Annotated in this window: 12 protein-coding genes; 7 read left to right on the top strand and 5 right to left on the bottom strand. The window is 40.0% G+C overall.

Going from position 1 to position 12,882, the window contains the following annotated elements; genetic code table 11:
• Positions 1 to 189: 189 nt before the first annotated feature.
• The 5 genes from A994_RS07720 (at position 190) to hmdC (ending at position 6,110) form a co-directional block, all read left to right on the top strand.
• On the top strand, positions 190 to 1,290 hold the full coding sequence (locus A994_RS07720; protein WP_052309306.1) for a molybdopterin oxidoreductase family protein: 1,101 nt from the start codon (positions 190 to 192) through the stop codon (positions 1,288 to 1,290).
• A 10-nt stretch (positions 1,291 to 1,300) separates the two neighbouring features.
• Positions 1,301 to 2,449, top strand: a complete 1,149-nt coding sequence (locus A994_RS07715) for a Coenzyme F420 hydrogenase/dehydrogenase, beta subunit C-terminal domain (protein ID WP_004030869.1) — start codon at positions 1,301 to 1,303, stop codon at positions 2,447 to 2,449.
• Between the two features lie 97 nt (positions 2,450 to 2,546).
• On the top strand, positions 2,547 to 2,975 hold the full coding sequence (locus A994_RS07710) for a hydrogenase iron-sulfur subunit (RefSeq protein WP_004030868.1): 429 nt from the start codon (positions 2,547 to 2,549) through the stop codon (positions 2,973 to 2,975).
• Between the two features lie 333 nt (positions 2,976 to 3,308).
• Positions 3,309 to 4,334, top strand: a complete 1,026-nt coding sequence (locus A994_RS07705) for a H(2)-dependent methylenetetrahydromethanopterin dehydrogenase-related protein (protein ID WP_004030867.1) — start codon at positions 3,309 to 3,311, stop codon at positions 4,332 to 4,334.
• 270 nt (positions 4,335 to 4,604) lie between these two features.
• Positions 4,605 to 6,110: a 5,10-methenyltetrahydromethanopterin hydrogenase cofactor biosynthesis protein HmdC gene (gene hmdC, locus A994_RS07700; protein WP_004030865.1), complete on the top strand. Its 1,506-nt coding sequence runs from the start codon at positions 4,605 to 4,607 to the stop codon at positions 6,108 to 6,110.
• 131 nt (positions 6,111 to 6,241) lie between these two features.
• On the opposite strand, the gene A994_RS07695 is transcribed toward hmdC, so the two are convergent.
• Entirely contained in the window at positions 6,242 to 6,631 is a 390-nt protein-coding gene (locus A994_RS07695; RefSeq protein WP_004030864.1) for a hypothetical protein, read from the bottom strand.
• 400 nt (positions 6,632 to 7,031) lie between these two features.
• Between A994_RS07695 and A994_RS07690 the strand changes: the two genes are divergently transcribed.
• Positions 7,032 to 7,778 carry a metallophosphoesterase gene (locus tag A994_RS07690; protein WP_004030862.1) on the top strand — a complete coding sequence of 249 codons (747 nt, stop codon included), beginning with the start codon at positions 7,032 to 7,034 and terminating at the stop codon, positions 7,776 to 7,778.
• Between the two features lie 180 nt (positions 7,779 to 7,958).
• On the opposite strand, the gene A994_RS07685 is transcribed toward A994_RS07690, so the two are convergent.
• From A994_RS07685 to A994_RS07675, 4 genes are all read right to left on the bottom strand, one after another.
• Positions 7,959 to 8,750: a tetratricopeptide repeat protein gene (locus tag A994_RS07685; protein ID WP_081580333.1), complete on the bottom strand. Its 792-nt coding sequence runs from the start codon at positions 8,748 to 8,750 to the stop codon at positions 7,959 to 7,961.
• Complete coding sequence (locus A994_RS13290; protein WP_004030858.1) at positions 8,711 to 8,848, bottom strand: hypothetical protein; 138 nt, start codon at positions 8,846 to 8,848, stop codon at positions 8,711 to 8,713. Before A994_RS13290 ends, A994_RS07685 begins: the two co-directional genes overlap by 40 nt.
• A gap of 358 nt (positions 8,849 to 9,206) precedes the next feature.
• Positions 9,207 to 11,582, bottom strand: coding sequence for an endopeptidase La (gene lon, locus A994_RS07680; RefSeq protein ID WP_004030857.1), 2,376 nt, complete (start codon positions 11,580 to 11,582; stop codon positions 9,207 to 9,209).
• A gap of 162 nt (positions 11,583 to 11,744) precedes the next feature.
• A complete protein-coding gene (locus A994_RS07675) occupies positions 11,745 to 12,119 on the bottom strand; it encodes an ArsR/SmtB family transcription factor (protein ID WP_048204155.1) in 375 nt (124 codons plus the stop codon).
• Positions 12,120 to 12,253: 134 nt separating this feature from the next.
• Here A994_RS07675 and A994_RS07670 point away from each other — a divergent pair, with 134 nt between their 5' ends.
• Entirely contained in the window at positions 12,254 to 12,877 is a 624-nt protein-coding gene (locus tag A994_RS07670) for a YhbD family protein (RefSeq protein WP_004030853.1), read from the top strand.
• Positions 12,878 to 12,882: the final 5 nt, after the last annotated feature.

Here is a 12,882-nt window from a genome sequence, read left to right as displayed (position 1 = left end):
ATTCAATACCGCTTCAAATCATATTTAAACCCACATTCAAGAAAAATAACTGTTAATTTCAAACCTTAGACGTCTAAAAAACATCATATGTCCCTAAATACTATTTAGATAGCCCCTAAAGACCATTTAGATAGTCTAAGATTACCTCAATTATGATCAAAAACCATTTAAAAAAAAACAGGTGTACAAATGTTGAAAATCGCACATACCATCTGCCCATCCTGCAGTGTAGGATGCGGAGTGAACCTTATAATCAAAAACCAGGAAGCAGTGGGAACTTATCCCTACAAAAGACATCCGGTAAACCAGGGAAAAAACTGTAAAAAAGGAAGAGATTCATTCCATATATTGAATGAAAACCGCTTAGAAAATCCACTGATAAAAAAAACAGGTTTAGAACAGGTAAGCTGGGATGATGCCCTTGGGGCAGCTGGTTCAAAGATGAAATCGTATTCTCCAAGTGAAATTGGAATTATTGCCTCTGGAAACTGCACCAACAAGGAATATGAAACCCTGAAAAAATTCGCCAAATCAATGGGTGTTGAAAACGTTGGTTACAATGCAGGGACTGTTCCATCATTTGATTTTGAAACAGCCACCCTAGACGACGTTGAAAACTCAAGTACTATCATGATAATAGGCGATGTTTTAAAAGAAAACCCTTTATTGGGCCGTCGAGTTATTTTAGCACACGAGAATGGTGCCAATATAATATCTGTGGATTTATTTGAAAAAACACTCACCGGAATAAATTCTGATGAATACATACAGGTAGAATCAATGTCTGAATTTTCAGAAATTAGTAAAAAAATCCTTCCCCAACTCAATGAATCATCCACAGTCCTGATTGAGAATCTAAAAACCAGAGAAGAATTTGAAAATGTCCTTAAAATCTTCCAGGATTCTGATGCCAAAATATTACCCGTACTTGAAGATTGCAACAGTAGAGGAGCTATGAACCATCTACCTGCATTGAATAAAGATGAATTGAAGGAGATCCTGGAAAAGGTGAAACTTTTGTACGTGGTAGGTGATGACCCTGCATCTTACTTGGGTGAATCCATGAAAAACTTGGATTTCATTATTACAGAAGGTTATTCTGTTACTGAAACTGTTTTGATGTCTGATGTGGTTTTACCAGGAACCTGCTGGGCTGAAAAGTCAGGATCATTCACCAGCACCACTGGAGAAACTCAAAAAATCTCAAAAATAGTTGAAGCACCAGGAGATGCCAAGGACGACGTGAACATTATGATGGAACTGGCTGAAAAAACAGGACTGGAGTTGTAAGGTGTATAAAATGGAACCACAATTTTTACTTGCCAAAGCAAAAGACGAAGAAATAGCCAAAAAAGGAGAATGTGGAGGTGCTGTCAGCGCTTTATTTAAATATCTTCTAGACCAGGAACTGGTTGATGGAGTTTTAACACTCACCAGAGGAGACGATGTATACGATGGTATCCCCACACTGCTTGAGAATTCAGATGACCTAATAGAAACTTGCGGATCCCTGCACTGTGCACCAACCATGTTCGGAGATCTGATAAGTAAACAGTTAGCTGACATGCGACTGGCAGTCAGTGTGAAACCCTGCGATGCCATGGCCATAAAGGAACTGGAAAAAAGGCACCAGATCGACAGCAATGCCATCTACAAGGTAGGGCTTAACTGTGGAGGTACAGTGATGCCCATCACTGCCCGGAAAATGATCGAAATGTTCTATGATGTGGACCCAGAAGACGTAGTGGCCGAAGAAATCGATAAAGGTAAATTCATCATAGAATTATCCGACGGGACCCATAAAGCTGTTGAAATTGATGAACTAGAAGAAAAAGAGTACGGTAGGCGGAAAAACTGCCAGAGATGCGAACTGAAAATACCTCGAAACGCAAATCTGGCCTGTGGAAACTGGGGAGCAGAACCTGGCTGGACCTTCATTGAAGTTGTGACTGAAAAAGGCAGGGAACTGGTGGAAAATGCCCGGAAAAATGGATACTTAGAAGTTAAAACCCCATCGGAAAAAGCAATTGCCATAAGAGAGAAGATTGAGGGAGTGATGATAAAGTTAGCCCGTAAATTCCAGGATAAATATCTGGAAGAAAATTATCCCGCCCCTAATAACTGGGATGAATACTGGAACCGGTGCATAAAATGCTATGCCTGTCGGGATGTGTGTCCACTGTGTTTCTGTAAAGAATGTGACCTTGAAAAAGATTTCTATGCTGATGAAAATGAAATAACACCAGATCCACTCACTTTCCAGGGAGTTAGATTGTCCCATATGAGTTTCAGCTGTGTAAACTGTGGACAGTGCGAGGATGTGTGTCCCATGGAGATCCCACTGGCTCGAATCTATCACAGAATGCAGAAAAAGTACAAAGGTGAAACTGGATTCGTAGCTGGTGTGAGTGAAGAATTACCCCCACTGTACAGTCCAGAAAAGGAATAAAAATGAAAGCATTTGAAAGTTCATAAATTGGATTAAAATATGTTGAATCTTTAAGAGGAATCTTTAAGAGCTGAAAATTAAAATTAAGGTGATAATAATGTCTGAAAATGATCCAAAAATATTGGGATTTTGTTGTAACTGGTGTTGTTACGGAGGTGCAGACACTGCAGGTACTGCCCGAATGCAGTACCCACCTAATGTCAGAATTTTACGGGTGATGTGCTCCGGTAGAATCAACCCATCAATGATACTCAAAGCATTCAAAGAGGGAGCAGATGGTGTTTTTGTAGGAGGCTGTCATATGGGCGACTGTCACTACGATGCAGGGAACTACAAATGGAAACGAAGGGCTAAAATGATTGAAGATCTCCTGCCAGAATTTGGTATTGATAAAGAAAGGTTCCGTTTTGAATGGATCTCAGCCTCTGAGGGTGAAAAGTTCCAGAAAACAATGAAAGAATTCAGTAATACCATAAAATCAGAAGGACCTCTCCAAAGGAAATTCCCCAAAGAATCCAACCACTGAACAGATTCTAATTTTTCATTTTTTTTAAATAAATTTATTTTATTTATCCATAATTTAAAAATAAGATTAATAAAGCCATTTAATCACGAATAAATTTAATAATAGACCTAAATTAGGAAAATAAGTCCAAATTACGAATATTATCCTAAATTAAGAATATCTGATTAAAATGAGGATATCAGATTAAATTGAGAATATTAGATTAAAATGAGGATATCAAGTAGTTATTTTCAAACTAAACTGAGGATTTCAAATTGATCAAAATTACATTAAACCAAGAATATCGAATTAAATTAATAATATCAACCTTGTGTAGTTTCAAAGGTGAAAAAAATGAAAATAGCAGTTTATGGTGCTGGAAATCAGGAACTTTATGTTAATCAACTGAAATTACCAGAAAAATACGGGGGAACCCCTCCTTATGGGGGAAGCAGGATGGCAATTGAATTTAAAAAAGCAGGTCATGATGTTTACCTTGCAGAACCTGATCGGAGCATGCTTACTATTGATATGTGGAAAACAGTAGAAGATAGTGGGGTGATAGTCACCTCCGACGATGCTGAAGCTGCCCGTAATGCAGAAATAGCGGTTCTCTTCACACCCTTTGGTAAACCCACCTTTAACATTGCTAAAAATATCATAACTCACCTTCCAGAAGGTGGTGTGATTACCAACACCTGCACTGTTTCTCCCCTGGTACTGTACTATGTGCTGGAAGTGGAGATTAAAAGAAAAAGAAAAGATGTGGGAATAAGTTCCATGCACCCTGCAGCCGTTCCTGGGACTCCCCAACATGGCCACTATGTGATTGGAGGCCACACCACCAATGATCTGGACTTAGCCACACCGGAACAGATTAAAAAGTGCGAGGACCTGGTTAAAAGCTGCAATAAAGATGCTTACGTTGTTCCTGCGGATGTTTCATCGGCAGTGGCGGACATGGGATCCCTGGTAACTGCAGTGACCCTTTCAGGGGTTCTGGACTACTATCAAGTGGGCACCAGGATCATTAAGGCACCCCAGGAAATGGTTGAAAAACAGATACTCATGACCCTGCAGACCATGGCCTCCCTGGTGGAGTCATCTGGAGTTAATGGCCTCTTAAAAGCAATGCATCCAGAGTTACTGGTTAAAAGTGCCAGTTCTATGCACCTTTTAGATGAACAGAAAGATTTAGATGCAGCCTTAGAAACTTTATCCAATCTGGATCCGGAGTTGATGGAAAATGCCAGGGATGCAGATATAAAACCAACCAACCTGGTGGCTGCCCAGGCCTTATCAAAGGAACTTCTGAATTTAATGGGGGAAAGGGCATCTGAAGGTACCATCAGGCGGTGCATGCGTAAGATGTTTGAGTGAATCAATCACTTCCCTTTACTAGATAATCCATCTCCAATTTATTTTAAAATCAAAACCCAATCAATACCCTGCAAAAAAGTTGGGTTGGGTATGAGTTTTATACAGTAACCAAACAAGTTTGTAATACTTAAACTACTTTTTATACTAACTTTTAAATAGCTTAACCAATTATTATAATTAGATAGAAAAAGGCCAAATCTGGACTGATAAAGCTATTGATAAACATAATCAAGATTTTATAAACTTTGGAAAAGTCTAAAGGTGATTTTTGTGTATGATATAGTCAAAGAAGCAGTAAATGATATGGATTCAGCTCTTGAACTTAGTAAAGCTAATAAAAATGTCAACGATGTGGTGGATGCAGTTTCCGAACTATCCACTGCTGAGGCCACCCAGCTGGGAATGAACTTCAAAAAATTCCCCATAGGATGTGATCTGACTGAGATCGTGGTTGGTACCTGTGCCTCTGACCTGGGAAGAGATGAACTCATGGGTAACTGCATGTTATCCAACATGCTTGGTGCTTCCATCCATGTATGTGCCTATGCCTTTGCTGATATTGCCGAAGCTAACAACATGCGGGGTATTGATATCCTTAGAGAAGTTAGAGAAGCCACTGATGTTCCACTGGACCTGGACCACTTTGGTCGTTTCGGAGCCATGCGCTTCCCAAGGGAGATTGTTAAATGCCCGGGACAGTGTTATAATCAGGGCCCACCATTTCAGGAATGTCCACGGGACAGGATCCACGCCAGACTCGTGGATAAAGAGGAAGCTGCACAGGACGAGAGGGAAGAATGGATTAAATGTTCATCATCTGTGGCCATTAATGTAACCAGTGCCCAGGGTGGGGAAGGTCATGCTGCACCCTTGGAAGAGGCTGAAGAAATTGCTAGTCTTGCCCAGGAATACGGTAAAGGAGTGGAGGCCATCATGTTCATTGGAGATGGATACGATGATCTGGTCACCGGATTCAGTAAAGCCCTTGAATTGGGGGCGGACATCTTTGTACTGGAGGGAGGACCATTTAACCAATCCAGTAACCGTTTGGATAGCTTTGCCAAGGCCGTTGCCATGGCACGTATACTGGTTCCAGGGAAAATCGTGGCCACCAACGGTGCCTATGAAGATGAATGTCGTGTGGGTCTGCGAGCAGGACTTAACGCCATAATCACTGGTTTTCCCAGTAACCACCATGGATACATGTGCGGATACAGTCCAGGAACTGCGAAAAAAGGTAATTTTGGACTTCCACGGGTTATTAAAATAATCAAAGAAGAACTCAAACCAGGTTTGACCAACGTACCAATACAGAGGGGAGAACTAGAAGCACTGGCCTCTTCAATTAAGGTAGTGGGTCCTGAAAATGTTTATCCACAGAAAATAGGAGAGTTCACATTGGGAGATGCCCATTGGGCAGTGGTTCCCAATTCACCCATTTATGAAAAGGTTGAAGTTCAAAGGACCATCCAGAGTATTCATGAAAGTTTAACAGGTAGTAGTGCTGCACTCATTGGAGGCAGGTTCGTGTCATGGGCTTTAGCCAGAGAACTCAACAAGGATATGGATGAGATCATCATCAGTGATAAAGATCCATGGGTGGAGAAGGTAACTGTGGACATCTTAAATAGAGAACTCCCATCCACTGTCATTGGGGCCTCATCAGATGATAAATTAGCATCACAAAATGCAGATCATACCATAATCACCTCCACCATTCCAGGACTGGTTAGGAGGATTTCAGGGAATTTGGATGGAGCTATTACTTTGATTTGAGTTAAAATAGTATCAAGTCTTTAAAATAAGAGTATCAATTAAAAATAAAGTAAATTCTAAAGAAAAAAGGAAATTCCTAAAATTCCCTTACAAATCTTTTTTTTGCATAAAAATTTTGAATGTCCAGATAATCAGGTTATTCTTCCCGCACTGACCACATCAAACTCATCCAGATTCACACTTCCTATGATACGGTAGAACTCTTCTTCAGGTTGACTGTGGAGTTCCTCATGATCAAAACCCCTCTCCTGTTCCAGTCCACGGATGTAATATTTGAAGTCAGGACCTAATTCATCCATGATCCTGTACCCTCTTCCAATGTGAACCAGGTCTTTTACATCACACTTAGAGGTAAGATTCACGATTTTCCCTAAGAGCTGTTCTGTGGGTTGTTTGTATGTTCCCATTTCCAGTGCTGTTTCAATATCCATTGGAACTCCCAGTTCACGGGCAACTTGGCGTTGGGTTTTCCCGGTGTGTTTTCTGAATCCTAAAACCAAATTTTTTAAATCATCTTCCATAAGATCATGCCTCCTACTTTTGTAAATAATAATATGATCCCCATATTATAAATAATTATTTAAACTAAAGTATTACTTATCTTTGGGTATTAAAAAGTTGAAAATCTCTTTAAAATGAGTTGAAATCTCTCAAAAATAAGGATGAAAATCTCTCAAAAATAAGGATGAAAATCTCTCAAAAATCATTCCCTACCAACCCGAAAGCTTATTTATTTTAAAATCCTATCTAGTTCAAAGTAGGAACTCGTTATAAATCATCTGAAATTAACTACCACTCCAGATCATATTCACGTTTTAATTAAAATAAACAGTTAACTAAATAAATAATTAAATACAGGGTGCCAATTTGCTTAAAAAACGTTATATATTCTTAATTTTACTGATCCTCCTGGGGATTTACATGTTCATCGAGCCATACTGGATTGAAACCAAGTATGTGACCATTGAATCTGATCAGATTCCAAGCCAGTTTGACGGGAAAACCATTGTTTTCCTATCAGATATTCATGCTGGTCCTGATTTTAGTCAGGACCGGATCGACAGCGTGGTCAGCCAGGTTAATGCTCTAAACCCCGATTTAATACTCCTGGGAGGAGATTATGTGGATGGGGATTCTGCCAATATTAACTCAACCTTTGAGTCACTATCCAAACTTAAAGCACCCCTGGGTGTTTACGCAGTCTTAGGGAATAAAGATCCCCAGTATAAAACCCTGAACGCCATTCCCACCTACGGAATTACTTACATTGGCAATAAGGGAACCTGGATTGTGGAAAACGGTTCCAGGATCCGTCTTGGAGGTGTGGGTGATTACAACAACGGTGTTCAGATCCCCAATGCCACCACTTCAGTGGTTACACCCCAGGACTTCGTTATTATGGTTACCCATAATCCTGATTATTTCCCCAATGTGGATAAGTCCAAGGTGGACCTGGTTTTCTCTGGTCACACCCATGGTGGGCAGGTAACATTTTTCGGCCTATGGGCACCAGTCACTCATTCTGATTACGGGAATAAATACAGGACTGGAGTGATTGAAGAGAATAACAGCACTTTAATCGTTAGTAATGGTATAGGAACAACCATGCTGCCCTTACGGTTTTTTGCAAGGCCCCAGATAATTGTGGTTGAACTAAAAAAGACATAACCTGAAATACAGTGATAAGAATAGCCATAACCGGTTGAAAATGAGGAACTGGGAAATTAACAAACCATGTGAAAAAAATGCTCACAAAAGTTATCATGTAAATGGAATGGTTAGAAAAAACCAACCACGTAAATAAACTGGTCGCTAAAACAATCTCATCATGGGAAGATAACATCCATTTCATTTGGAACTTTTCAAACACATCCCCCGAGTCATACCTGGTTTTTTATCAAGAAGGAGTTTTATAGCCTGATCAAAGTGATCTAAAGCTTCTTCAGTTCTTCCAAGCTGTTTAAGAGCCACTCCTTTATTATACCATGCAGGGAAGTAAATAGGGTGCAGTTTTATAATTTTATCAAAACATTCAATAGCATCTTCATTAACACCCATATCCATCAGTATAAGGCCCTTATAATTCAGTACATCCCACTCTTTAGGCTCTATTTTTAAGGCATCTTCAATGTACTTGAGGGCATATTTTAGTTCTCCCATTTCATAGAATGCCCTCCCAGTATTGTAGAGAGCAATAAAGGAAGCAGGATCTGATTCTACAGCTTTGTTGAAATAATCAATTGCATCCGGGTAACTTTCAAGATCAAAAAGTATTTCTCCCTTAGCATTACACAGATCAGGGTACAGATCATCAGATTTTTCAATCAAAGTCAATGCTTCATCAATTAATTTCTGAGCGGTTTTATTTTTCCCCAGAAAATGGTAAGCCAACCCATTGAAATAGAGTGCATCCACATCACGGGGTTCTCGAGATAGAAATTTTTCATAGGAGTGTATGGCCTTATCATACTCACCCAAATAGAATAAAACTGTTCCTTTATCAAAAAATAATCCAACATTTTCAGGATTGTATTCTAAAGCTTTATTATAATCCTTCAAAGCCAGGTTCAGGTCACCAACATCAACGTACACTGCTCCCCTTAATAGATGGGCATCAGGGTTATGGGGTTCAAATTCCAAGGCACGGGAAAAAAGTCAATAGCTTCAAAATAGTTTTTATGATCTAACCAGCTTTCAATGCCCTTTTCAATGTAATGGTGAGCACCTTCAGTGTTCATTAAAACCCCCTCTTATGTATTTATTATTTCTTTATTATAAAATATAAAATTTGGGTAAAAAAATGAAATTTATTAACTAAAATGAAGGTTAAAAAGATAAAAATTAGGTTTTTAAGAAGTAGAAATTAGGATTATAAATTAAAATTGGATTATAAGAAGTTAATACAAGTTTTATGGAATTAAGAATTAAATTTATAAGAATCATTTAATTCAAAAGAAGAATAAAGAGTTCCACCAAATCACCCTGCAGGATGAATGGTGGAATTTTCAAGTTTTATGGACTTACAGACTGATTTTAAGCCGTAAACATCCACGGAATATACTTAGGTTTTTAAGGACCTGTAAAATTTCAGGGACTTTAAGTGCCTGCTCCACCAGTTAAGGTGTCAGTGGACATGTCCAGAAGCAAAGGTTTTGGTAGTTCAATGCCAATGGTTTCCCCTATAACATCTTCCACTGTTTTAACTGGTATGAATTCCATTTCTTCCTTAACATCATCTGGAACATCATCCAGGTCTTTAAGGTTTTCTTCAGGCAGAATAACCCTTTCTATTCCAGCACGGTGGGCGGCTAATACCTTCTCTTTGATACCACCCACTGGCAGTACTGCTCCTCGGAGGGAGATTTCACCGGTCATTGCCAGTTTGGGGTCCACAGTCTGTCCAGTGACCAGGGAGGCTATGGTGGTCAGTAATGCCACACCTGCTGATGGTCCGTCCTTGGGTATGGCCCCGGATGGTACGTGTATGTGCAGGTCCTGTTTGTCGAATTCTACACTCTTCAGGTTGAAGGCCAGTCTGGAGCGTATGAGGCTCTGGGATATCTTGGCGGATTCCTTCATCACATCACCTAACTGTCCGGTGAGGAGTAGTTTCCCGGTTCCGGGCATGAATGCTCCTTCAATGAACAGTATGTCTCCACCAACTGGTGTCCAGGCCAGGCCAGTTACCACTCCGGGTGGGTTGTGTTTCCCAGCCATGTTGATCTGTATGAGTTCATGGCCCAGAAGATCGTAGAGCATGTCCTCTTTAACCACGTAAGGCAGGTCTACAGTTCCCAGTACGATTTTTTCTGAGGCCACCCTGGCCACAGTTGCCAGCTGACGTTTAAGTCCCCTTACTCCTGCTTCCCGGGTGTACTTTTCAATGATGGTTTTTATGGCCTCATCTTCAAACTGTATCTGAGTCTCATCCAGGCCGTTGTCTTCCAAGACCTCATCAACCAGGTGGTTTCGGGCTATGTGGAATTTTTCATGGCTGGTGTAACTGCCTATTTCTATGATTTCCATACGGTCCCTTAATGGGCCGGGTATTCCCTTGAGGGAGTTGGCAGTTGCTATGAAGAACACTTCGGATAGATCGTAGGGTACTTCCAGGTAGTGGTCAGAGAAGGTGTTGTTCTGTTCAGGGTCCAACACCTCCAGGAGGGCACTGGCTGGGTCTCCATTGTAAGATGCCATTAGTTTATCCACTTCATCCATGATGAACACCGGGTTTCGAGTACCGGCTCGTTTCATTCCCTGGATTATTCGACCAGGTAGTGCTCCTACATAGGTTCTTCTGTGACCCCTGATTTCAGATTCATCCTTCACACCACCCAGGCTGATACGTACGTATTCACGCTGTAGTGCTTCGGCAATGCTCTTTCCCAGGCTGGTTTTACCGGTTCCGGGTGGTCCTACCAGGAGGAGTATGGAGCCCTGTTTGTTCTTTTTGAGTTTCATCACTGTCAGGTGCTGGATGATCCTGTCTTTGACTTTGTCCAGACCGTAATGTTGCTGGTTTAAGAGTTCTCTGGCTGATTCAATATCAATATCCTTAACCTGGCTTTCACCCCAGGGGAGACTGGTTAAAAGGTCCAGGTAGTTTCGGATGACGTTTTCTTCAGTGCTGTTGGGTCCCTGGCGTTCCAGTTTGTTCACTTCTTCCAGGGCAACCTCTTTCACCTCTTCAGGCATGTTTGCTTCTTCGATTAACTCCCGGTAATCCTTTTTATGGGTTCCTTCAGATTCAGAGAGTTCATCCTGTATCACCCTGAGCTGCTCTTTCAGGAGGTTTTCCCGGTGTTTTTTGTTCATTTCCTCGTTTAGTTTGGCGGCCATTTCCATCTGGAACTGGATGGACTCTTTCTGCTCCAGTAGGATGTCCAGGAATTTTAAGCTTTTATCTTTCAGTGAGCGTGTCTCCAGGAAGTCCTGTTTTTCTTCCAGGGATAGTCTCATGTAGGGGAATAGGCTGGCTATTACCTTACCCACGTCGTCCATTTTATTGATTTGCTCTGCGTAGGCCTTGGATTCTTTGAAGTTTTCACTGATCTCTGAGACCAGGTAGCGTACGTGTTTTAAGATTTCTGCCTGGTTATCCTTATCTAAATCATCAATATCTGGTATTAAATGGTATTTAGCCTGGTAACTTAGACCATCCTTGATGAGTTCGTCAATTTCTGCTCTTTCTATGATTTCCACTTTAAGGTGGTAAAAGTCCCTCATTTCAGTGGCGTTTTCGATTTTTACCAGGGTTCCTGTGTGGTAAATGTCAGATTCTGAGTAAAACCGGGCAGGTAACCCCTCCTTGGTTGCTACGGCTATACCAAAGTAATCATGATCACGAACACGGTCGTGTATTTCCCTCCCCATTTTTCTACTTATTTTAAGGTTCATGTTAGTTTCGTGTAATAAAACCATATCTGGTAAAACTAACACAGGTAATTCTTCATTTGCGTTTATTTCGGTCATATTATCACTCACAGGTTAATGAGATGTTTTTAATTTTTTGTTTTGATTTTTAGGATGTATTTTTAATAATGATTTAAGTACTCTCAATTTGATTCAAAATCTTTAAATATTGCATTAATGATTGGAAGATGTTAAAAAAATTCAGACCCTAATTTTAGGCCTTTATTCTTCCTTTTTTTCCGAATGTTTGCAGCTGGCCTTTTCCAGCTGACTACACTTGGCAAATGCACAGGTGAATAAAAAATCAATTTGCTTCTGGTGTTTTTCCATGGAGCGTCTGTTGAATCTGTAGTAGATGAAGTTCCCCTCTTTGTGTGCAATGAGTATATTGGCATTTTTCAGGACTTTCAGATGCTGCGATGCTGCAGGTTGAGTTATGCCCATGTTCTTTGATACCTGGGTTACACTGATTTTTTCCACCTCCCCTGAGGCCAGGGAGTAGATAAGTAGCAACCGGTTGACATTGGCCAGGGCTTTAAGCACTTCCTCCAGTTCTTCGGTAGACTCCAATGTTGACTTGGAATTAATCCTAAGCATAACACATGTTATATAAGTATATGCTTATATACTTTTCTATTGTACGGACTGTTCGTATGAGCAACCTTTAAATACTAAGTATGATGATCTATGTAACAGTGTTTTGTTACGCTAATGTAATGTGGTGTTAAAAAATGGAAGAAGAGTTGATTTCCAAAAAAGAATTACTAGAATTAACCCAAATTTCCTATGGCCAGTTATACCGCTGGAAAAGGAAAAATTTAATCCCAGAGGAATGGTTTATCCGGAAATCTACCTACACCGGTCAGGAAACCTTTTTTCCAAAAGAGAAGATTATCGATAGAATCGAGAAAATAAAGAACATGAAAGGAGATATTTCCTTAGACAACCTGGCAGACATGTTATCCCCAAATCTAATGGAAATAGTAATGGAAAGTCAGGACCTGATGAAGCAGAACATTGTTTCAAAAACAACCCTTGATTTCTATACTGCAAAAAAAGGTGAAACCAGAAAGCTGGATTTTGAAACCATACTATTTCTTTACATCTTAGATAAAATGTTTGATGAAGGAAAAATCAATTTTGATGAAGGTAATATGATATTGAACATATTAGAAGAATATTATCCTAAATTTAAGGCAAAAAGCTGTGAATTAATATTTCTACGCAAACTGGGAATTTCCAGTTGCTGCCTGGTTTCAAATGTTGCTGATATCTACTTTGAAAACAGTACCAAAATCATTGCAAAAATGAAATTAACTGATTTAATCGAGGAGTTGAAGATTAAAATAGTTTAAATGGG

It is taken from the genome of Methanobacterium formicicum DSM 3637, from assembly GCF_000302455.1.
Lineage (GTDB): Archaea > Methanobacteriota > Methanobacteria > Methanobacteriales > Methanobacteriaceae > Methanobacterium > Methanobacterium formicicum_A.
Note: the sequence above shows the minus strand (reverse complement) of the source record. Positions and strands in the feature narration are given on the sequence as shown.